Here is a 23,374-nt window from a genome sequence, read left to right on the forward strand (position 1 = left end):
GGTTTGATATTATTTTTAGCTGCAATTGCCTATTATCTAATATAGTAACTATTTGTGACATTATAATACTATAAATTACGAAATCAAGTAATTTTAACGGTTCGAATTCCGCTGGGATAATATATTAAATTATAACACACTCATTATTAGTGTGTCAAATATTGTTATTTAATAAGGGCACTAGTTAAGGCAGTAGTTCTTTGAAATTTTAAGAACTTCAATTAAATTCTAACCTTTTTAAGATTTGTTTAGCATTAATTGAAATCATTGGATTCATGACTTTGTTTTTCTATTATTAGAAATGAATTAGGAAGATTGTACTTACAATAGGCTATAGAAGGATTATAGAATTGTTTCGCTATCAAAAAAAAATAGAACTTTCTAAGTATCTAATTTATAAAAAAAACTATTTATATTAAAAGTCAATATGACGAAATACGCATCATTTTGTTAATTTGCAAAATTATACGGTGTTTTATTTTGTGAAATATCATTGTTAACCATAATAATATAACCAAAATTCCGCAAATGAATTTGACAATAGATAAAATCCAACTAGCTTATAGTAAGCTAAAAACATATGTGTATTACGATAACACTGAACTATTTTTAAGAGAAAAATTGATTGAATTTGAAACAGACACAATAAAGTCTGATTTCAAATTAAGCTGGCAAGTTTCCAACCTATATTCAGACGTTACAAAAAATATCGTTGATATTTTCTCTCAAAAAGAAAAAACAATAAATGAAAATTTAGATTATAAGTTCAATAAAATACTTACAGAACTAAATAATTTTGATGAGAATAACGATTTTTTTAAGGAATTATTCAAATCCATAAATGTAAATTTCTTTCCGAAAAAAATTTATACTCCAGAACAAGATGAAAATTTTATAACAAATAAAAAACAATATGGCACTTATGAATTAGAGCGAGTAACTGCGTTTATTGATATGCCAATTGAATTTCATATAATTTCCATATTATGGATTAATGAATTGGGATATCAATTCGATGCTGAATTATTAAAAGAGTGCAAGGGCAATAGGCTACTTCTAAATAAAGAAAAAACAGGAGTTATCAATAGTTCTTCTCTTTTTAAACCTTATTTCACCCAATATCAAAAATGGCGCGATGAATCTATCATCGTTGCTCAAAATTTATTAAATGAAGAAAAGAATGCTCTCTTCATTAATCTTGATATTAAAGACTATTTCCATTCATGTCGAATTAATTTGGATAAATATTTCAATATTGAATCCCCAAATAGTGTGAATTACATTCTAAGGAAAATTCACATTATTTACTCAGAGTTAATAGCAAAGAAATATAATTTTCCTAAAGACTTTTCAGAAGAATTAAATAATAAATCATTGTTGCCAATTGGATTATTATCATCCTATATTATTGCTAATAATTATCTAAATGATTTCGATAAAATTATTACGAATAAATTCAAACCGGCGTATTATGGTAGATATGTAGATGACATACTAATCGTACTTTCGGAACCCAATATTGATAATTACTCAAATAAAACGTACGAAAAATATTCTTTTAATTTTGAGGAGTATAAATCAAGAATATTAAAAGAAACGAAAAGTGACTTAAAAGAATTCAATTTATCTAGAGTGGATAAATACCTTTTACAAACCTTGAACCCACTCTTTACAGTAATACCAGGAAATAACAATAAAAATATAATTAAAATTGATAAATATGACAATTTAGTTTGCCAATCTGAAAAAACATTGATGTATTACTTTGATTATGAAGAATCTGATTTAGTAATCGATAAGTTAAAACAAGAGTTAGACTTCAAATCAAGTGAATTTAAGGATCTTCCCGACGATAATGATGGATTAGGTGATTTTGATAAAAATGCTTATTATTTAAATTATACGGATTCGGATGGAAAAGTTAGAACTCTTAAAGATTATAAAGAAAACAGATATGGTTTAACCATTTATTTAACCAATAAAATTCTTGGAGCAACTAAACATAAACAAAATGTTTCAGATGAAGAAATTCAAAAATTTTTAAAATTATTTAATGGTCAAAACATCATTGAATTTTATAGGCTTTGGGAAAAGATATTTACTTATTTACTTGTTAATAATAAACCCGCAGAGTATGTAGATTTCTATTTCAGATGCATCGAAGAAATACAAAAAATTAAATTACACAAAGATAGTTTCAAAGCAACAAAGATCAAGGAGTTTTGTGTAATAAATACTTTAATTGGTTTCTTAGATATTTCTCATGAACTCGTATTATCATTGCATCCTAACTTTTTAAAACAAAACAAGAAAGTTTTAAAAAATTTTGAATACCGTAGTAATAAAATCCAAACAAATTATCTCAGTTTCTTTTTTAATGAGATTACTCGTCCAGATTCTTTTTGGTCAACAAGATATAGAAAAACGAACATGATGAGACATCACTATGTTTCAATTCCTCTATTAAATTACACTAAAGAAAGCTACACTTCTTCAATTAATTTATTAAGCCTTAACTTTAATGTTGAAGATTATACAATCGATCAAGAGCTGATAATAAATTCTCCTCGGCCACTAAAGTTTTGGGAGTGTACCATTTCTCAACTTTTCACTGACCTAAAATATCAAACTAAAAATTTAGAAAATGAACCCTTAAATATTGCTGATTATTACGAAAGTGAGCACTTTTTGAATGAAGCATTCAATCGATTTAAAAAAGCGAATAAAAAACATAGGTCAGTTGATACCTTTGAAGATTCTATCGATTATTATAAAGACAAGTTTTATAAGATATTAGAACAAGAAGAAGATAGTCAAACTTTATTAGAAATTCATTCCAATTCAGATGAAAAAATTTTCAAGCCGAAAATAGGTGTAGCAAATACATTGGTTAGTGAAAAAAATATTATTGAGGGTTTACGAAATAGACCTAATATTTCCAATAATAGGTACCAAACTCTTGTCAAATTTCTAAAAGAAACTAGAAGAAATAATGCTGACATAATTACATTTCCTGAGTTCTTTTTACCTATCGAAATTTTTTCAAGCCTAGCAAGGTATGCAGAAAAAAATCAAACACTTATAGTATCGGGATTAGAACACATTACAGTAAATAATTTTTCTTTTAATTTTGTTGCAACAGTTTTGCCTGTAGATATTAATGGATACAAAGATGCAACAATAGTTTTTAGGTTAAAAAATCATTATGCTCCAATTGAAGAAGAATTAATAAAAGGAAATCATTATTTAATACCAAAACCAGCTCTAAACCGATACCATATTTTTAAATGGAAAAACATCTATTTCTCTGTTTTTTACTGTTTTGAATTAGCAAATATCGCACATCGTAGTCTATTAAGAAGTAAGATAGACTTATTATTTGCTATTGAATATAATCAAGACACAAACTATTTTTCAAATTTAGTTGAATCAATCATAAGAGATATTCATTGTTATGTTGTACAGGTTAATTCAAGTCATTTTGGTGATACAAGAATAAGCCAACCTACTAAATCTTATAATATAGACATTGTGAAACTAAAAGGTGGAGAAAACAATGTCACAGTCTTAGGAAGTATTGATATAGATAAACTAAGGGAATTTCAAAGAAAAAAATTCAGTTTAACAAGGTCAGACAACACATTTAAACCTTTACCGCCTGACTTTGACAAAAATGAAGTGATTAAACGAATTAAAAATAAATAACTACTCCTTAAAAGGTATACGCAAAAGTGGCGTTGAATGATTTCTACGTAAGATTTGTGCAAAAGTTTATCATTAAGATCTCTAGTTATTTTTAGTGCTAAAAATCTCCAATTTCGGAAATTTTCAAAACGTTAAGTGTAATTTTATAACAAATCATGTAGACTTCCTTGTTTTTTTTCAATTACTTTAGAATAATTTTGTTTGTCATATCCTTTTTGAGCTTGACTAATCATGCTATTAGAACATCTCCAAAAAAACATGATAAAATATACAAGTGACAAGAGAATCATTGATTTTTTCATATAAATTTGGTGTATTAAAAAAATAATAAATATTAGATTTTTAACAAAATCCTTTATACTGTAAAATAGTATTTTACCATTGCTATCATAAATTGAATCCCTTTTCAATTTATAATTACTTATAATTTAAATCAGAAAAATGTTAAATACTAATATGAATGATTTTAATGTAGACAATTATATTTTAGACTCTGCAATTTTTCTAAACTCTTTAATTATAGGAGATAGAAACATAATGGAATCTTCATTATAATTTTCTTTGGATTCTTGCTCTGCTTTAATTCTTGAGGAGACATAATCTTTATCTTTCAATTTTTTTGTATCAAACTTTAAACTTCTGATATTTAAACTTATACCTATACTAAATGAACACAACATATCTAAGTGAGGAAGTTTAATTCGATCTCTTGAAGTCATATTCACGAGCTTTTTATATTCTTCCTCATTTTTTGGTCTAGTAGTCTGAAATTCAGCTATAAAGATTATTTGAATGATATTATCTTTTTCGATTTCTTTGGCTATATTATTAACAGTTCTATATAAAGTTGTCTTTATTGAACTATCAAAAGAATATATATTATAAGTCAAATCTGAATAAATTTTTATAAAGGTGGGCATTAAAGTATTTTGCATTGATCTTATAATAACATGCATTATTGTAAAATCTTCATACAAATTACAGAGAGAGGAAAAAAAAGGTAAATCTTCACAGCTTTTTAAAGGAATCCTCATTTTATCAGATTCATCTCCCAACATTAGTCTAATTTTTGAACCTCTTTCAAAAAATTGATCTTCCTTGTAATAAACATAATCGTCATTCATTAGGAAATCTGAAGGAATTTTATAAAAATTTATTCCATTTATTTCTTTTTCTAATTTATTAACTAACTCAGAATCTTGATTGACGATTAATTTTAGACTATTTAACAGCTCAAGCATTTGAGCAATTCCTTCGTTTATTAACTCAAATAAATTTAATTCATTACCATTTTCAGAAAATACATATCCTATTGAAAAAAAAACCTCATTGGATTCAATGCTATCAAACGTTGACTTAATTTCTTCTTTAAGTTCTGAAATTTCTATATCGTTATCTATAGTATATATATTACAATGAACCACTATAGAAGAACTCGGTGAAAATATTGTTATATGAATTTTTTTATTTAAAGGAAATGGACATTCTTTTACAACTGCATTTCTTTTATCAACAAGCCATTTTCCTGTACTATTTTTTAATAATCTATCTCTTAAATGATAATAATTATCAATAAACTCTGTGTGAGCCAGAGATTTTTGAAGAACAAATGTGATATTTCTAAATTCGGAAAAAAAATTGTCCAAATAATTTATGTTTTCGAAAAAATTTTTATTCTTTTCAAATTTATCTAAATTGTATAAAGCATTATATAACTTATGATATGCTGGATAAAGTAAATTTTTCATACTATTCTATAGTTCTATTTTGTTAATAAGATACAAAATTTTACATTCCGTTATTGTCATATAATGCTTTATTGTTATCCATAATTCAAAATATCCCTCAACCTTCAAACTGTAGTACCTTTATGTCTCACAATAGACTAATTGCATTTGAGCAAGCGGAAGTTGGGCATAGCCCTACTTTGCTTGTCGTATGCGCTGCAAACCGATATTAAGGTATCCTCCAGGGATACCTTTCTTAGTTTAAACACCGATGGTGTTTGATTCCCGTATACTTTCTGGTATCCTCTGATGGTATCTTGCGTGATCAATCTCGCCATAGCAAGCCAAGCTACACCTCCAACTGCCAGTTCAGATCAGTTCATTTCAAGGTATTGTACTTTGTAATTCACTATTAAATGGACATGATATGAAGATTGACATTGTTACCATGGAAGAACTGTTACAGGTTAAACAAGAGATTGTTGCAGAGATAATGCAAGCGTTGGAAACTCAAAGGAATAAAACAGAGAGCAGACTGTGGTTTCGAAGTGCAGAAGTAAGAAAGATGCTGAACATATCCCCCGGCACCTTACAAAATCTTAGGATCAATGGTACCTTGCCTTATCGAAAGATCGGCGGAACCATCTTTTACAATAGAGCAGATATACAGCGCATGATGAGCGGAGGGCAGCATGACTAATCGCATGCATATACCGAATCATCTTTTTAGCATGTACTTTCAACAAATCGTCCAAAACAAAAAGATATTGCCCACGCACATCGGACTGCTCATGGCTTTGTTTTATTACCATGAAGTAGATAAGCCATTGCATTATTTCCGCGCTAGTCGTAGCGAACTGATGAAGTTTTCAAAGATCCGCTCCACATCGACCTACCATAAATGTCTTCATGAGTTAATACAATTTGGATATTTGGAGTACATCCCTTCCTATCATCCTAAACAGGCTAGCAAATTTCGTTTTATTGGTATTCCCGAAGAAAGATGAAGCCCAGGGTCGATCAGAATATAAAATCTGTTCGCTTCCCAAAAGAGGTTGACGAGCGATTGTCGATCCTTGCGCGTAAACTCGGGCGTACCAAACGTATGCTGTTCGTGCAGATGGTCGACTATTTCTACAGAAGCAAGAAGGATCCCATCGATCTAAACGATGAGGTGCTCAAAAAAGAGCTATCCAGCGGAATTAATCGCATACTATCCTTTATCCGTAAACAAGAGGATGACTTATTGGTGCCGCTCTATTCCATGGTCAGCGAACTGTCTACTCTGGCAACACTTCAGCGCTCAATCAGTAAGTCGATTGCCGAAAATCAAGTCAAAGGAAATGAGGCGTTTGGAGAAAGCACCAGGCAGTTCAAACAGCTTGATGCACATTTGAAAAAGCTCATTGTGGGACTTGGGGAGAAAAATGTCTTGAAATCCAATTTTAGAAGAATCCTGGAGCATTATATTGCTCAGCGTGAAGCCATGGGCTGGCCGGTATCCGCGGCTAAGAAAGATGAACTGGCTAAGGAAGTGCGGCTGGCTCTGGAAAAATTATAGCAGTTATAAAGTCATGTTCATCAACATCACGACCTCCGAAACGGGAGACAACAAAGGAAGCTGCGGTGCACTGGTAAGTTATCTGGAGAAGGAAAATAGGGAAAAGAAAAGTGTCAGTGAACACGAAAAATGGTTTAACGGAAATAGCAATAATATAAACCCGCACCAGGTACGTATCGGGATTGACAATAATATCGCAAAGCTTGGCAAGGGTGATAGCAAATTCTTTTTGATCAATATTAGTCCCAGCCAAAAGGAACTTGCCCATCTGGTTTCGCTATATGGAGAGCAGGGGGCAAAGCAGCAGCTGAAGCGTTTCGCCATTGGCGTCATGGATGAATATGCGAAAACTTTTAAGCGCGAGAACATTCGAAGCCATAAAGACCTGCTCTGGTTCGCTAAAGTCGAAGAGCATCGCTATTATGGGTACAACGACAAGGAAGTAAGGGAAGGAATCAAACAACGGGGCGAAGTCAAGGACGGGCGGCAAATGCACGTGCAGATCATCGTCAGTCGCAAGGATTTGCTCAACCGAGTTAAACTCAGTCCGCAGAATACTTCACGTGGAAAGAACGCTTCGCATTCATCAAAACTCGGACAATTTGACCGTGTTGCGTTCAAACAGTCCGGCGAAAGGCTGTTTGATGAATTTTTTAGCTTTGAACGCGGGTTGAGCGAGCGGATGGATTACGCCAACACGATCAAGCATGGAACGATTAAGCAAAAGACGCAGCTACATGCCCTTATGCAATTTTCTGAAGCCCATGCGAAGCCATTACCGCCTTTGGCACTAAACCATCTGTTGACCAGTATTCTTGATAACAAGCGTTTTGATTTTTGGGATTCGCTTACCTCTATTTCCTTAGAAACAGGAGGTCTGTTGCACAGTTTTCTGGAATCTTCCTATGATTCCACCGATGAGATGCCGTACATCGCGAGTGAACAAGAGCGTAGACGCAGGAAAAAGCGTAAAGGGAGGGACAGGTAGATTTTGTTGAATTTCAATCGTCAATTTCGGTTTCAGAATCTTCATGCTCCGATTTTTTAAATAACTGCATAAAAGGAGAGAATTATATTTCAATCCATGATAGGGATCAAAGTTCGGACGCTGTCCTTCTGGGCGGGACAAGAAATTCCGACATAAACACATCCCATCAGCACACCTCCATCCTTTATTTCGTTGCTTCTTGCCCTTGGTCGGCCAGGTCCGGTGCGGGCTCCATAATCATTTCTTGAAACTTAAAAAAGAACGTTATGGAAAACATCAAAAAAGGAACGCTTCTGTACCAGGTTGCAGAGGTTCAATTGAGTTACAGCAACCGGATCCCTAGCTCCCAGATGCCTGTGGTAACCTCTTCACGCGAGGCTTACAGCGTGATCATGGATAGCTGGCAACAAGAAAGTTTAGAGCTTTTTGAGCGCTTTCGGGTTCTGTTGATGAATACAGGCAACCGCGTAATGGGTGTTTATGAAGCTTCCAGTGGCGGGATTTCGGGAACCGTAGTCGATATTAGATTATTGATGATTACGGCGCTGAAGGCTACCGCTACGGGCATCATCGTCTTTCACAACCATCCGTCAGGGAACCTCAAACCGAGTACGGAAGACAGGAAGCTAACCCAGCGCATCCATCAGGCAGCAACTTATTTGGACATCAAGTTACATGATCACTTGATCGTAGGCAAGGAAGGTTATCTATCCTTTCGGGATGAAGGGCTTTTATAGCCCTATTTTGGATCTTACTTTTTTAAGCTAGATCTGAATTGCCGTCGATTAATTCCATACATCATTTACCTCCTTTCTCAGTCCATCTATCCGATCGTTTTAGGCTGGATCGCTGACCAGCGGGATAGAAAGATTGGTAGCAAGCAAGCTTTCTTGCTGAGCTGACAGGCTGGTGGCCTGCAGGTCAAACGTCCGGCTCCGTGCTCCGAGTATCTTTTATATTTGGGTTTTGGGGCATCTTTTTCCGAGGAATTAAGGATCGATTTCTTCCAAGGCTTTAACGAAATGTCTCAACGGGAGTAGCATCCGCGGTGTGTTGTTGGTTTATATTCAGGTATTTATTTCTGAATTCGATGTTGATCTTGCTGTAAATCTTTTCAAATAGTTCGCAGAGCACGTTCATCTTTTGCTCGATCCTATCTAAGGTTTCAAGCGAAATCTGGAAGTCATCCTCGTAGCGGGTCGCGCGGTAGATTTCTTCCAGCGTTAATAACAGCTTGTTATCAGCTATATGATCTAAATCAAATACGGGATTGTCGTAGGGATAGATTTTTTGCAGGGTCAGATTATGGCTCCTGATGGAATGGGTGATCTTGTCCTTTCCTGTAAGAATAATCTCCAGGTTGCGATAAGTCTGTTCCAATACCTGATGAATCATAAAAGCTGCTATCGATAGGTTTGAATTGGCCTTGAAGTGAAAATATCCGTTCTTGAATTCATTAATCTTTTTAGCTTCTCTTTCTTGGCGATCTTCGAACAGCGCAAAGCACTCTGAAGGATTAAAGTTGTTTGGAATTGGAGAAAACTCGGAATCAGGGTTTTGATACAGCAGGTTTTCAGGTTGGCAGGTACAATATAGGAATAGGTTCCCCTTTTTGATTTTCTCCTTAGTCTGGAAAGCGACAAAGCATTTGATATGGTAATTGTCAAAATGCTTTATACTATTAACCATCTTTGGAGTAATTTCACCGATCGTATGGACATACTTGTTCGACACCAATAGAACAAGCGCTGTATGTTCGGCTGACTCATGGAAGTCACTTCGATAAATACATTCGATCAGGAAGTTCGATGTTAAGATTCGGATCAGCTCTGCCAACTGTCCGTTTTTTGGCAATGCTTTAGAAACCATAATTGAAAGTTTTAGTAGATTTTTAAATCTCGTCCAATAGCGAGATCTTTTGAGGGTTTCGATGTTTATTAAACCACCATTGGACCCATTTTTGGTTAAAAATATGATGCCCTGCATGAAAAACATCGCTCTCGCTGCCTTCGATGTCCAAACTGAATGATCTGGAAAAGTAGGCTTGGTTTACTTTCAATTCTGCCAGCATCTCTTTGATCTCTTTCCTGTCATAGTCACTTTTTTCGGTTCGGCAAGAGAGGAAGAACCTGTTCGATAAATTTCTTTGCTTTTTTGTCCCATCCATTTTATAACCCAAGTTGTCCAGGTATTCTTGGATGATCTTTTCAGGAGTTAGGCCGAGGATAGCGCAGATATACCTAATATTTGCATGGACGAAAATGGAATACTTCTTACTACGAGAAGAATAGCGATTATCGATTTCATGGTATTTACGACAGGCCTGTTCCATGGAAAGGAACTTTTTTCTTAATCTTTTCATATTGTGTTGCTTTTGAAATATGAAGTTCAGGATACTAGCGGGTCTATACAATTCAGAACCTTGCATAAATTATCCTACAAAGAGAATATGTTATCCGTGAAATATTCCTTAAATTCGTAAAAGGGTTGATCGAAAGATCTATCTTTAGATAATTGACGTCGAATTATGGAAAGGACACAACATATCCACGAAGGAAGAAATATCAAAAGGTTCAGGGAAATGCTGGGCATGAAGCAAGAAGCACTTGCTTTTGAATTGGGCGAAGATTGGACTCAGAAGAAAGTATCTCAGTTGGAAGCTAAAGAGAAGATTGAAGCAGATATTTTAGAACAAATCGCAAAAATCCTGAATGTTACTCCTGAAGCTATTCAAAGATTTAATGAGGAAGCTGCAATAAATATAATTTCTAGTAATTTATATGATAATTCAGGTTGTGTTAATTACAATTTTAATCCAATTGACAAGCTCATCGAAGTTTATGAAGAAAATAAAAAACTTTACGAACAATTGCTAAATGCTGAAAAGGAAAAGATAACATATCTTGAACAGCTGTTAAATTCAAAAAACTAACACTACCAAATACATAGTTGGCATCCCATACAAAATTTGATTAGGATGCCTTTTTTGTTTATGGGCAATATTCCCATTTAATTTTATTAATCAATCAAGGTGTGTTATTGAATAGTTGAGAAGGGACCAGAAGCTATAGCAAATTCCGAAAATAAATTTTTAATTGTAATAAAAAACATTACAATTAAAAATTTTCTTATATTTGCCCCAATGAATAATACAAGATTTGCGACATCGGTTCATATCCTTACACTTCTAGCGCTCAAGCCTGAGGAATGGCTCAGTTCTGAATTTATTGCAGGAAGTATCAATATAAACCCAGTGATCGTACGTAAAGAGATTATCTTTCTTTCGGGAGCCGGGTTGATACAGACGAAAAAGGGAAAAGATGGGGGGGCGAAATTAAATCGCCCAGCAAGTTTAATCTACCTATCGGAGATTCTGGAAACCGTACATTATTCCGATATGTTGGGAAGAAAAAATCTCAATACCAATCCTCAATGTGTCATTGGAAGCCAGATCAATGAAAGGTTAGATTCATTATTTAAACGAACTGATCTCCTCATAAAAGAGAGTTTGGGAAAACAAAGTTTAGCTGACTTTTTAAATCAATTTTAAAAAAATTTGATCCTATATGTAACAAAAAATATTACATATTATAGGTTAATATTAAGGAGTTATATATTCTTTTTTTTTAGAAACATTAAATAACAAGAACATATGAAAATTGGAATTACGGGAGCAACAGGTCAACTAGGTCGAATAGCTGTTGATAAATTAAAATTGTATACACCTTCAGATCACTTCGTTGCTTTGGTTCGATCACCTGAAAAAGCGGTAGAACTGGGGATAGAAGTACGTTTGTTTGATTATTCCAATCCGGAAACTTTAGCAGAATCCTTGAAAGGAATAGATAAGTTGCTTTTAATTTCTGGCAGTGAAGTTGGTCAACGCGAAGTTCAACACAAAAATGTTATTGAAGCGGCCAAAGTATCAGGCGTTAAAGAGATTATATATACAAGTCTTCTTCATGCAGATACTTCAAGTTTGAATCTGGCAACAGAGCATTTGGCAACTGAACAAATTTTAAAAGAGTCTGGAATTACTTACACCATTTTGCGGAATGGTTGGTATACAGAAAACTATTTCGGATCATTGGCCGGTGCAATCGAATCCGGCATATTGGCAGGATCTGCCGGTGAGGGTAAAATTTCTTCGGCATCGCGCGAAGATTATGCCGAAGCTGCAGCTAAAGTTCTAACAGGTGACGGACATGCTAATAAAACTTATGAGCTAGCCGGAGATATAGCCTATACATTGGCAGATTTTGCCAAAGAGGCATCTGAACAATCTGGTAAGTTCATCCAGTACAACAATATTTCCGAAAAGGAGTATTCAGAATTATTAATTAAAATAGGCTTACCAGAATCATTAGCAGCTTCGATAGCTGGTTGGGATATAGGTGCTTCCAAAGATGATTTATTTGATGATTCAAAAACATTATCTTCATTGTTGGGTAGACCAACTACAACTTTAAAGGACGCTATTAAAACCTTTCTAATTCAGTAATCTTCATTGCTGGTTTTTAGAAATTAATAACATTTTAGACTTTTCTTGATACCGCCAATTCAAAAAGATTGGATTGGTGGTATCAAAATAATCTAAAACGAAATTATAATATTAATCGAAAATCAACATTAAGTTACTCTAGCCGTTTAATGCAACCAAAGCGGTTATTTAGAAAAATGACCCGCAGAGCCCCGAACTTATTTCCAACATTTAATGGATATTTATAACTAAATGTATAAAATCCCCTATTTTTTTGGGTATCCAGACAGTCTTGATCAGAGATTTTATCTATAATAAATTGATTGTCGAAAGGTATTCGTAACTGTCAATACGTTTCAAGCTTTGCAATAAGATTTTCCATATCCTTACTTATCCGATTGTCCAATAATTTTGCGTAATGCTGTGTTGTGCGAATATCAAGGTGACCTAGCATCTTGGAAACCGTTTCAATCGGCACCCCATTCGAAAGTGTTATTGTGGTTGCGAACGTATGTCTTGCAATATGAAAGGTCAGTTCTTTCGTTATTCCACACAGATCTGCTATTTCTTTGAGATAGCTGTTCATTTTCTGATTGCTCAGTATGGGCAATAGTTGGCCGTTAGATTCACATGGAGGATAATTTCGATATAACTCTAGGATTTCAAGTGCCTTTGGAAGGATAGGAATAGATGAAAGTGTATTCGTCTTTTGTCTGTTGATCTTTATCCATAATCGATTGTCAACCCCAACCTCAATATTTCGTTTGGTTAGTTTTGATACATCCGCATAGGAAAGTCCCGTATAACAGCAGAACACAAATATGTCCCTAACATGATGGAGCCTTAGAATATTAAGCTTTTTGCTTTCGATTCGTGTTAGTTCGTCTCTGTTCAGATGGCACTTCTCCTTGGGCTTGGCATTTGTCTTATAAAACTTGAAAGGATTTGACATAATCCATTCATGTGCTAGACTTAGATTAATAATCTTTCTTAGATGCTTCATGTATTTGGCAGCCGAAATATCAGAGCATTCTTTTTCAGATCGAAGATAATATTCATAGCCTAATATGAAAGAATGGTCAATTTTATAAAGTTCAATATCTGCAGTTGAAAATTTCTTTGTAATATAGCTTTCTAAATGCGAATAGGTCGTCCTGTAACCCTTTAACGTATTCTCCCGAAATCCATTGCCCAGCAAAGATTCCATTTTAAGGTTATGGTCTTTTAGAACCGATAATAACGTCCTTTGATTTTCTGTCTTTCCTGTAATTTTTGATTTAAAAAGTTCAATGGTGGGTATTTCTCCCATTTTCAAGATTTCAACGTGGAGAGCAGCAACTTTCAGATTCAACATTTCCAGATAGCTGTTTAACGTCTTGACCTCCTCAGTATTGCCTTTAGAACGATTTGCTTTGGAAATCCATCGGCTGGGGTCGCAACTCTTTCCTGTCGAGATTTCACATACCGATCCATCGATCGTAATTCTCATGTAAATGGGCTTAGCTCCACTGACATAATTCTTTGGTTTCTTCAAGTAGAAGAGCAAGGAATAATTTGTACTCATGATTTAACATTTAAAATGTGTAACAAAATTAGCCTTGCAGCGAAAAAACATCAAGATGTTCGATTGTAGAACATGTTGTAAATCAGTGAATTGAATACGTCTCAGTGAGTACTTCAATCAAATTTAATGACTCACCGAATGACTCACTAAAAGTTTGCGAATTTCTGAACATTTTGATCTGCCGTGAAAACAAAAAAGCCTGCAAACGTTCAATTTGCAAGCTTTTGTATGTTTTGATCTTCGATCTAGTAGCCCGTAGGGGAATCGAACCCCTGTTTCAAGAATGAAAATCTTGCGTCCTAACCCCTAGACGAACGGGCCTTATTGTGTTTCGGTGTGCAAATATAGAATTTACTTTTTTATTCGCAAAATATTTTTGATAAAAATTGAATAACTACGTTTTTTGCCTAATTTTAAGCATTAACATTCATTAAATCATGCAACTATTAACGAAAATGGGACTGGTTATTCTCCTATCAAGCATGTCTAGCCTATTTGTACAAGGTCAAGACCTTAATCTAAAATGGGATTATGGAAAGACGTACGATGGTAAAGACGATCTGGGGCTTCAACTAACACTACTCAATAAATCCGACAATACATTAAAACTTAACGATTACGCCTTATGGTTCAGTTCGATGTATCCCATCAACGAAGGTAATTTTGGTGCTTATACCATTCATAATCGAAATGGGAATTTATACAGTATAGATTTTCATAATCAGTCAGTCGCTCCGCAGGACTCTTTATTGATCAGCTACCAATCGCCTTATCCGATTGCGCATACTTCACTGATTCCAAACGGTTTTTACTTGCAGCACCATAAAGATCATAAAGATGTTATCGAGATCGGCGATCCAACAATTACACCATTGAAATTATCGAAGGCTGAACAGCAGCAGTTTCTCTCTGCACTGTATGAGAAGAATGCTGCGAGAAGTGGCGATGCGAACCAGTTGATACTGCCAACACCGATGTCTATCAAAGAGGGTAGAGGCACGTTGACACTTTCTGGCTCAGTGGGATATTACATCGATGTTGCATTTAATTTCGAAATGAATATGTTTCAGGAATTCGCGGCTCAGCTTGGACAACTGAGTTTTACAGAAGCCCAGCAGAACGCTGCCAAGGTTAGGGTATTATTCGATAAGACTTTAGGAGAAGAAGAATATAAGCTTTCGATCAGTTCGACCGGTGTAGAGATAAAAGCTGGGAAGCCTTCAGGGGCATTCTATGCAATTCAATCGGTGAAATCTTTAATGACGGCGGATCAATTAAATAGCATTGGAAATGTCAATCTACCATACTTAGAGGTGCACGATAAACCTCGCTATGAGTATAGAGGGCTGATGATTGATATTGCTAGAAATTTCAAGGATAAGAAAGTTATTCTAAAATACCTTGATTTGATGGCGATGTACAAAATCAATAAGCTGCATCTTCATTTTATTGATGATGAGGGATGGCGTCTGGAAATCCCGACATTACCGGAATTAACGGACATCGGATCTGTTCGCTCGCCTTATTTTCAGGATGGACAAAGCTTGCAGCCGGCTTATGGCTCGGGAACTGCAGTAACCAATGGGCATTATCTTTCTAAAGCGGACTTCCAAGAAATTTTAAAGTATGCCGCAGCGCGCTATATCACAGTTATTCCTGAAATTGAAACACCTGGACATGCACGTGCTGCAATCAAGGCTATGGAAGCACGCTATAATCGTCTCATGGCGCAAGGTAAGCAAAAAGAGGCCGAAGAGTTTTTGTTATATGAAGCCGAGGATAAGTCGGTTTATAGCTCTGCGCAGTATTGGAACGATAATGTGATGAATCCGGCTCTTCCTTCTGTTTATCGCTTCTTGGATGTGGTTATTACCGAGATTCAACAAATGTACACAGAAGCGGGCTTGCAGTTGGAGACGATTTCTTTAGGAGGTGATGAAGTTCCGTCGGGCTCATGGGAAGATTCGCCAAAGATCAAAGAACTGATGGTCAAGGAAGGTTTCACGTCAGTTTATGAGGTCTGGCCCTATTATATCGCTCGTATCCAGGAAATCTGTGCTGCTAAAGGCTTGCAGATGGCGGGTTGGGAAGAAATAGGAATGGTCAATAAAGGCAATGGAATGGTCGTTAATGAAGAACTGGCACATAAGAATATGTTGCTGGATGTTTGGAATAACGTAATTGGAGGAGGACAAGAGGATTTGGCATATAAACTAGCAAATGCGGGATACAAGACCGTCTTTGCCAGCTGCGCGAACTATTATCTTGATATGGTGTGGGATAAGGATTTCCGTGAACCAGGTCTTAAATGGGCATCCATCACTGATCTATATCAGTCTTTCGCCTTGCTTCCAGAATCATTCTTCTCCAATATGAAGTATACAGAAGCGGGCTCTAAATTGGAAGATAGCTATATCGCTGGAAAAGTACGTTTAACCGAGAAAGGGAAATCGAATCTAGTGGGCTTAAAGGCCGCGTTATGGCAGGAAACTGTATTAACCGCCGATCGAATGGATTATATGCTTTTACCGCGCTTATATGCATTAGCGGAACGTGCGTGGAGACCTGCACACGCTTGGGAAAATGACTTTAAGTTTGACAAGAAAGCGTTTGATAAAACCTATACTGCCTTTATCAATAAGGTAGGCAAGCAAGAGCTTCCGAAATTGCAGCAGCTTGCAGGAGGATTCCAATACCGTTTGCCATCGGTGGGGGTGAAGCAACAAGGTGATAAGCTACTTGCTAATGTCGAATACCCAGGATTCGTGATACATTATACGACCGATGGGTCGGAACCGAATTCAAATAGCCTGGTGTTCCCAAAAGAAGGAATTAAGTTAAGAAAAGGAAATAAAGTTAAACTTGCTACTGTTTCTACTGATCACAGAGTAGGAAGGGTGAGTGAGTATATTAATGAATAGCTAAGGAATAGAAAAGCCCGCGATTTGCGGGCTTTTCCATTAGAATGTTTTGAACTTTTGCTTTTCCATATCTGTAAAGGATGCAACCTTTTGATAGGAGATGCTATCTGAGCTACCTTTAAAGCTCGTAGGAAGCACTAAACCACTACCGATGTCTTTATAGCCATTAACGATATAACTCTTGCTATCGACGTCTATACGCTTAATTAAGCCGGTTTCTTCATTAACATAGATGCTTCCTGATTTACCAAGGAAGTTGTTGAAAGTTATCTTCTTCAAACGCTCCGCATTGATGATCTTACTTTCGGTCTGATCGCTCAGCGTAGAATTGGATAATAACGTAACGGGTAGCGACAATACCTTTAAGTCCAGATTATACTGTTCGATTATATTTGAAAGATCGTCCCTATAATCTTGAACTGGAAGTGTTGCTCCGTTCTCATTGAATACTCCTGTTAGTTTCTGCGTGCGTACGTTGAATAATAACACAACACTCTCGTTGTTGATTCCACCTTCAAAGCGGACATCACCGGTTTTCTTATCCAAGAGGAACTTACGCTCCGAACTAATCGAGCTAAATTTGCTGTTACCTGATACGGTAAACATCATATAGTTTGTGTTATCCCATTTGCTTTTCCCGCCGATACCCGTCCAGATCTTATCACTGATGGAACTGCTCTGAGCGAAGATGGGTTGCAATGGAATTGTTACTATAATAAGAAACATGTAGATATAGTAAACTATATTCTTCTTATTTTTCATAATACTGAAATTTTATGTGAACTAGGGTACACCCTATTTTTGTGATTACCTGCTTCTATATTTCTTTTTGGGATATGAACCATAGGCAGCGCACGTTTGGGATGCACATGAAGATAGGATGCTTGTCCCTAAGAACACAACACCCAGAACTATAAATAGATAACGCTTCATAACACTAGTTAATCAAAAACAATACCACTAATGGCTCTGATGGATTAAGCCCATTTGAATGGCTGTGATAGCGGCTTCTTCTCCCTTATTGCCATGTTTTCCTCCTGCGCGGTCGATCGCTTGTTGTAGGTTGTCGGTCGTTAAAACGCCGAAAATAACAGGTTTACTGTGTTTTAAACCTACTTGTGCAAGCTCAGTACCGACAGCTTGGCAGATAAAATCAAAATGTCTTGTCTCGCCCTGAATTACACAGCCTAATGCAATAACTGCGTCTAGATTTTTATTTCGAAGAGCAATATCACTTCCTGCGATCAATTCGTAACTTCCCGGAACCTCAATCAGCTCGATATTTTCTTCCTTTGCGCCGTGATCCAATAAACCTTTGTATGCTCCGTTCAACAATGCGCCAGTAATCTGTGCATTCCACTGGGATACCACAATTGCGAACTTTAAGTTCTCGGCACTGCCAACTTCGATATGGGAAAAATCTGAAAGGTTTTTTAAACTGCTTGACATAATAAAAAATGTTATCCTATAAAAAAGGGCCACCTGTTGGGGGCCCTCAAAGTTACTAAAATTTTATAATTACTGTTTCGCTTGTACTCTAGCGATAAAGCTGTCGATCGTTGTCGCTTCTGCGCTCTCAGGGAAATCATTGCGAATCTTCTCATAAGTAGCTTCAGCATTTTTGTAGTCTTGAAGCTCTTCATATACTAATCCTAACTTCTTCAAGAATACCGGAGTAGTAAATGTATTTGATGATTTCTCCGCAGCTTTCTTATAGAAGTTTGCAGCTTTATCATAAATCTTCTCTTCAGAATACGCATCGCCTAATAGACCGATTACTAAAGGGTCAAGGATTGCGCTTCCAGTCTCGGAGTATTGCTCTAGATATTTGATTGCTTCCTTGAAGTTCTTTTGGCGAAGGTATAGACCACCTAAATATGCATTAGCGATGTTTGCTGATTTTGTATTGCTGTATTCGTCCGCAATCTCTTTGAAACCTGCGAAAGAACCGTCGCCTTCGATAGCTTTCTTCTGCAATGAATCAACGGTAGCGTACTGCTCCGCTTGGTACATTTCAGCTGCTGCTTTCTCTGCTCTAGGTGCTAGATATAGTTTTTGATAGCCGATGTATAATAAAATCAATACGATAACACCAACAACGATAAAGATGATGCTCCTTTCGTTTTCTTGAAAAAAAGATTTCTTCGAACCGCTAGTAGTCGTTGAAGAAACGTTTTGTTTATTTTGTGACATTCTTAGTTTGAATAGATTACGGAACGCAAAAATACACTTTTATAGAATACTTGCAATAATTTCCCGAAAATAATTAAGTGGTTTGCGAGTTAGCTGCTTCGACAGTTTCTTTGTCCAATTGCTCATAAATAGAGTTTTGACTCTTGAACTCCGGTACAATAACCTTCATCTGCCTTACAATGTTCATGTTGTTATGCATGTTAAGTGCTTTGGAAAGGTTGGCTATCTCCGTTTTTACAAGTTCGAAATCATTCTCCCTTACTTTAGCAATCATGATCTTTTCATGGTGCGTTGAAACTGTGTTTTCTAAGTCGTTGAGCAACTCCTCATAAAGTTTCTCGCCAGGACGTAGGCCTGTAAATTTGATTTCAATATCCTTAAATGGCGTATGTCCTGATAATTTTATCATCTTCTTCGCCAAGTCGACGATTTTTACTGATTTACCCATATCAAATACGAAGATCTCGCCACCATTACCCATGTTGCCAGCTTCAAGAACGAGTTGACAGGCTTCTGGAATGGTCATGAAATAACGTGTGATATCAGGGTGGGTTACCGTCACTGGGCCACCCTTTTCGATTTGGTCTTTAAAACGAGGGATTACTGAACCGTTTGAACCTAATACATTCCCGAAACGAGTAGTAATAAACTTGGTCCCCTTACCGTCATTTAAGTTAAATAGGTAATTGTTCAGGGTTTGCACATACTTTTCAGCAATTCTTTTGGTTGCACCCATCACATTCGTCGGATTCACAGCTTTATCCGTAGATACGAAAACAAACTTGCCAACCTCGAATTCAACAGCAAGATTTGCTAATAGATATGTGCCGAATACGTTGGTTTTAACACCCTCGCTAGGGTGGTTCTCCATCATCGGAACATGCTTATAAGCCGCAGCGTGGTACACAAAATGCGGTTTGAACGTTTGGAACAGCTCGCGCATTCTTTCCTCATTGCGGATATCAGCAATATAGGTATGATATATTTGATTTTTAAACTGATCCTGAAGGTCGAGTTGAAGGTTGTGTAGCGGAGACTCAGCTTGATCACAGAGGATAATCATTTGTGGTTCGTAACGGCCTAGTTGCTTTGATATTTCGCTACCAATGGAACCCGCAGCACCTGTCACTAATACACGCTTGCCACGTAGTTGATCTAACAATTTTTCATTAGAAATCTGAATAGGAGCACGTTCTAACAAGTCTTCAATCTTAATCTTTTTGATTTGACTTGGTGAGAGATCACCATTCATAATCTTATTGACCGGTGGCAATGTCAATACATTGACGTTATGCTCGAGAGCCTGATCGATAATCGCATTCTTGGTGTCGATATCAATTCGCGATGAGGCAATAATCAATTCGTCGATACCATATTTGTCGATAATGCGTTGGAAGTCTTTAGAAGCAAAAATCTTAAGACCATCGATGGATTTACCGATTTTCGCTTCATTGTCATCAATATAGGCGACAATGGTCTTGTCGGAACGGAAATCATGCTCGAACGTACGTTTTACGGCGATCCCCAAATCACCAGCGCCATATACTGCTGCGTTTTTGCGACCATTGCGAGCCGACTTGGTATATTGAAAAAATATCTTGATACAGGTTCTGTAGGTTGTCAGCCCTGTAAATGCAAACAAAGAATAGATAATGATTAGGTTGGTCGGTACCGACAGATGAATATCAAATGCAATGAAGACCAACTTCACCAAGAACATAATAATCGAAGTAAACACGATGGTCGATAAAATTCGAATCGAATCTACCGCTGAAGTGTAACGAACTATACCGCTGTATAGTCTGAAAACAAAAAATGAAACCGCAGTTAAGCTAATGCAGAACAGAAAAGATGTCGCAAAATCTACTCTTGAAAAGGCTTCGAGCTTAAAATTATGGTACAAAATGAATGCAAAGAGAAAAGCAATCGCCGAAACTGCGATATCAAACATGAAAATAATCCATCTTGGAACAATCCTGATATGATTCAATGGTCTAAAGAGCTTCATTGTGATAGGTTAGAATGCAAACTTACGATTATTTTAACTTCTGAACTTCCTATTTTTTAGTAAATATAATCTTAAAAGCGTGTTTAATTGAAAGAATATTACGTATTTTTAGGTTAACATATTAAGTTTTAAATGATAAACGTGTCGAAGATTGCTCAGCAGGGTGTGTTACAACCTCAAGAAGCCATGCTGAAAACGGGAAAGAAAAAGGGACGATTGACCATAGGAATACCCAAAGAAACATCTTTTCAAGAAAATAGAATTGCGCTAACTCCACTGTCCGTCGGCTTATTGGTCGAGAACGGACATGAAATCATTTTGGAAAGCGGTGCAGGTAACAAATCTAACTTCCTCGACCATCATTATAGTGAGCAAGGCGCACAGATTGTCTACGACGCTAAGGAAGTCTTCAAAGCGGATATTATCATCAAAATATCAAGCCCTACATTGAAGGAAGTCGAACTGATGAGAAACCGGCAGGTTCTCTTTAGCTCACAGCAGCCTTCGCTCATGGGGATTGAAATTCTCAAAGCCTTAATGAAAAAACAGATAACGGCACTTTCCTACGAATACTTACAGGACGAGGGCGGACATCTTTCTGTCGTACGTGCCATGAGTGAAATTGTAGGTGCTACTTCGGTATTGATTGCCGCAGAATACTTAAGTAATGTTTTTGACGGGAAAGGCCTCATGCTAGGCGGTGTAACAGGTGTTCCACCTACCGAGATGGTGATCATCGGCGCAGGCACAGTAGGTGAATTCGCAGCACGAACTGCTATTGCCTTAGGTGCTCAAGTCAAAGTATTCGATAGTTCTATCTATCGACTTAGGCGTTTGCAGAGTAACGTCGGCAGCCGTGTATTCACTTCTGTTATTCAGCCTATCATCCTTAATAAAGCCGTTCTTACCTCAGATGTTGTTATTGGCGCGGTTCGCGCTAAGAACGGAAGAACTCCTTGTCTGATTTCAGAAGATACCGTATCGAAGATGAAGCCTAATTCCGTGCTTATCGACGTGAGCATCGATCAAGGCGGTTGTTTTGAAACCTCGGAAGTTACCAACCACGATAAACCGGTATTCAAAAAGTACGATGTCATTCACTATTGTGTGCCCAATATCGCGTCCAGAGTAGCTCGTACCGCGACCTATGCCTTAACCAATATCTTTACCCCGATTCTACTGGAGATTGGTGAATCCGGAGGTATGAACGCCATGATATGGGCGAATCAAGGGATTCGCAGTGCAATCTATCTATATCACGGGAACCTGTGTAACAAGGATATGAGCGAGAAATTCAACCTGCCATGCAAAGATCTTGATCTGATCGTTATGGCCAACCTATAAACCATGAAAAATTTATTTTTTGTATTATCCATTATGCTATCTAGTGCTGCGTTCGCCCAGGATAAAGGCGAAATGAGACCCTTGTATTCCGGAAATCAGATTCCGGGAGCCACAAAGCCGACCGCTGAATGGACGGATAAAGAAATTCCAAAGCTTTATGTACATCCCGCTGCGCAGAACAGTAAGGATTTGGCATTCTTGGTCATCCCCGGGGGTGGCTATGCGGGAGTAGCGATGAACCATGAAGGACATGATGTGGCCAATCGTTTAAATGATTTAGGCTACAATGCTTATGTGTTGGAATATCGTTTGCCTAAGGTCGAAACGATGAAAGACAAGCGTTTCGGACCCTTGCAGGACGCTCAATACGCTTTAAGAACGGTAAGGAAAGAAAACCCGGGCAAGCGTGTGGTCGTGTTGGGTTTCTCGGCTGGAGGACATCTGGCAGGATCACTAAGCACCTTATACAATAGACCGCAAACCGAAGAACTGAAAGATACCAACCTACGCCCTGACTTCTCGGTGTTATGTTATCCCGTAATTAGTATGGACGATGCTATCACACATAAGGGTTCAAAAAATAACCTCATTGGTCCTGATTTCAAGGCGGAGGATGTCGAGCTGTTTTCGTTAGAGAAGCAAGTCGACGAGAACTCGCAACCGACCTTCTTGATGAGTGCAAAGGATGATAAAGGCGTGCCAATCGAGAATAGCTACCGCTATCAGAAAGCTTTAAAGATGAATAGAGTCGAAAACATGATCTTTACCTATGAAGAGGGTGGACATGGCTTTGGTTTAGTCAATAAGACCGACGCTCGCGATTGGTTTGATGCGATGATTCAATGGGTCGAAAAAGTAAAGAAATTCTAAAATAGCATCGAGC

Annotated in this window: 20 protein-coding genes and 1 tRNA gene; 12 read left to right on the forward strand and 9 right to left on the reverse strand. The window is 36.8% G+C overall.

What is annotated here, in order from left to right; translation table 11 throughout:
* Positions 1-528 precede the first annotated feature (528 nt).
* Complete coding sequence (locus tag DSM08_RS02400) at positions 529-3,705, forward strand: reverse transcriptase domain-containing protein (RefSeq protein WP_149524642.1); 3,177 nt, start codon at positions 529-531, stop codon at positions 3,703-3,705.
* Positions 3,706-4,184: 479 nt separating this feature from the next.
* Here the strand turns inward: DSM08_RS02400 and DSM08_RS02405 are convergent, their stop codons facing one another.
* Positions 4,185-5,453, reverse strand: coding sequence for a hypothetical protein (locus DSM08_RS02405; RefSeq protein ID WP_149524643.1), 1,269 nt, complete (start codon positions 5,451-5,453; stop codon positions 4,185-4,187).
* Positions 5,454-5,859: 406 nt separating this feature from the next.
* Between DSM08_RS02405 and DSM08_RS02410 the strand changes: the two genes are divergently transcribed.
* From DSM08_RS02410 to DSM08_RS02430, 5 genes are all read left to right on the forward strand, one after another.
* Complete coding sequence (locus DSM08_RS02410) at positions 5,860-6,132, forward strand: helix-turn-helix domain-containing protein (protein ID WP_149524644.1); 273 nt, start codon at positions 5,860-5,862, stop codon at positions 6,130-6,132.
* Between the two features lie 31 nt (positions 6,133-6,163).
* Positions 6,164-6,439 (forward strand): hypothetical protein, encoded by a 276-nt coding sequence (locus DSM08_RS02415; protein WP_149524645.1) that lies wholly within the window; start codon positions 6,164-6,166, stop codon positions 6,437-6,439.
* Positions 6,436-6,993, forward strand: a complete 558-nt coding sequence (locus DSM08_RS02420) for a BfmA/BtgA family mobilization protein (protein WP_149524646.1) — start codon at positions 6,436-6,438, stop codon at positions 6,991-6,993. Before DSM08_RS02415 ends, DSM08_RS02420 begins: the two co-directional genes overlap by 4 nt.
* Positions 6,994-7,006: 13 nt before the next feature.
* On the forward strand, positions 7,007-7,981 hold the full coding sequence (locus DSM08_RS02425; RefSeq protein ID WP_149524647.1) for a DUF5712 family protein: 975 nt from the start codon (positions 7,007-7,009) through the stop codon (positions 7,979-7,981).
* Positions 7,982-8,331: 350 nt separating this feature from the next.
* A complete protein-coding gene (locus DSM08_RS02430) occupies positions 8,332-8,718 on the forward strand; it encodes a JAB domain-containing protein (protein WP_246172415.1) in 387 nt (128 codons plus the stop codon).
* A gap of 277 nt (positions 8,719-8,995) precedes the next feature.
* Here the strand turns inward: DSM08_RS02430 and DSM08_RS02435 are convergent, their stop codons facing one another.
* Together DSM08_RS02435 and DSM08_RS02440 are read right to left on the reverse strand one after the other, a co-directional pair.
* Complete coding sequence (locus tag DSM08_RS02435; RefSeq protein ID WP_149524649.1) at positions 8,996-9,850, reverse strand: HEPN domain-containing protein; 855 nt, start codon at positions 9,848-9,850, stop codon at positions 8,996-8,998.
* A gap of 22 nt (positions 9,851-9,872) precedes the next feature.
* Complete coding sequence (locus DSM08_RS02440) at positions 9,873-10,343, reverse strand: hypothetical protein (RefSeq protein WP_149524650.1); 471 nt, start codon at positions 10,341-10,343, stop codon at positions 9,873-9,875.
* Between the two features lie 165 nt (positions 10,344-10,508).
* Here DSM08_RS02440 and DSM08_RS02445 point away from each other — a divergent pair, with 165 nt between their 5' ends.
* From DSM08_RS02445 to DSM08_RS02455, 3 genes are all read left to right on the forward strand, one after another.
* Positions 10,509-10,913 carry a helix-turn-helix domain-containing protein gene (locus tag DSM08_RS02445; RefSeq protein ID WP_149524651.1) on the forward strand — a complete coding sequence of 135 codons (405 nt, stop codon included), beginning with the start codon at positions 10,509-10,511 and terminating at the stop codon, positions 10,911-10,913.
* 210 nt (positions 10,914-11,123) lie between these two features.
* Positions 11,124-11,531, forward strand: a complete 408-nt coding sequence (locus tag DSM08_RS02450; protein WP_149524652.1) for an Rrf2 family transcriptional regulator — start codon at positions 11,124-11,126, stop codon at positions 11,529-11,531.
* 102 nt (positions 11,532-11,633) lie between these two features.
* Positions 11,634-12,482: an SDR family oxidoreductase gene (locus tag DSM08_RS02455; protein ID WP_149524653.1), complete on the forward strand. Its 849-nt coding sequence runs from the start codon at positions 11,634-11,636 to the stop codon at positions 12,480-12,482.
* Positions 12,483-12,807: 325 nt separating this feature from the next.
* On the opposite strand, the gene DSM08_RS02460 is transcribed toward DSM08_RS02455, so the two are convergent.
* Together DSM08_RS02460 and DSM08_RS02465 are read right to left on the reverse strand one after the other, a co-directional pair.
* Positions 12,808-14,025, reverse strand: coding sequence for a site-specific integrase (locus DSM08_RS02460; protein ID WP_149524654.1), 1,218 nt, complete (start codon positions 14,023-14,025; stop codon positions 12,808-12,810).
* A gap of 249 nt (positions 14,026-14,274) precedes the next feature.
* Positions 14,275-14,346, reverse strand: a tRNA-Glu gene (locus tag DSM08_RS02465).
* A 116-nt stretch (positions 14,347-14,462) separates the two neighbouring features.
* Here DSM08_RS02465 and DSM08_RS02470 point away from each other — a divergent pair.
* Positions 14,463-16,946, forward strand: a complete 2,484-nt coding sequence (locus DSM08_RS02470) for a family 20 glycosylhydrolase (protein ID WP_149524655.1) — start codon at positions 14,463-14,465, stop codon at positions 16,944-16,946.
* 39 nt (positions 16,947-16,985) lie between these two features.
* Here the strand turns inward: DSM08_RS02470 and DSM08_RS02475 are convergent, their stop codons facing one another.
* The 4 genes from DSM08_RS02475 to DSM08_RS02490 form a co-directional block, all read right to left on the reverse strand.
* Positions 16,986-17,708 carry a hypothetical protein gene (locus tag DSM08_RS02475; RefSeq protein WP_149524656.1) on the reverse strand — a complete coding sequence of 241 codons (723 nt, stop codon included), beginning with the start codon at positions 17,706-17,708 and terminating at the stop codon, positions 16,986-16,988.
* A gap of 198 nt (positions 17,709-17,906) precedes the next feature.
* Complete coding sequence (gene ribH, locus DSM08_RS02480; protein ID WP_149524657.1) at positions 17,907-18,395, reverse strand: 6,7-dimethyl-8-ribityllumazine synthase; 489 nt, start codon at positions 18,393-18,395, stop codon at positions 17,907-17,909.
* Between the two features lie 69 nt (positions 18,396-18,464).
* Positions 18,465-19,139, reverse strand: a complete 675-nt coding sequence (locus DSM08_RS02485) for a tetratricopeptide repeat protein (protein WP_149524658.1) — start codon at positions 19,137-19,139, stop codon at positions 18,465-18,467.
* A gap of 73 nt (positions 19,140-19,212) precedes the next feature.
* On the reverse strand, positions 19,213-21,147 hold the full coding sequence (locus tag DSM08_RS02490) for a polysaccharide biosynthesis protein (RefSeq protein WP_149524659.1): 1,935 nt from the start codon (positions 21,145-21,147) through the stop codon (positions 19,213-19,215).
* A 132-nt stretch (positions 21,148-21,279) separates the two neighbouring features.
* On the opposite strand from DSM08_RS02490, the gene DSM08_RS02495 reads away from it, so the two are divergent.
* On the forward strand, positions 21,280-22,491 hold the full coding sequence (locus DSM08_RS02495; protein WP_149524660.1) for an alanine dehydrogenase: 1,212 nt from the start codon (positions 21,280-21,282) through the stop codon (positions 22,489-22,491).
* Positions 22,492-22,494: 3 nt separating this feature from the next.
* Positions 22,495-23,361 (forward strand): alpha/beta hydrolase, encoded by an 867-nt coding sequence (locus DSM08_RS02500; RefSeq protein ID WP_149524661.1) that lies wholly within the window; start codon positions 22,495-22,497, stop codon positions 23,359-23,361.
* Positions 23,362-23,374: the final 13 nt, after the last annotated feature.

It is taken from the genome of Sphingobacterium hotanense, assembly GCF_008274825.1.
GTDB lineage: Bacteria > Bacteroidota > Bacteroidia > Sphingobacteriales > Sphingobacteriaceae > Sphingobacterium > Sphingobacterium hotanense.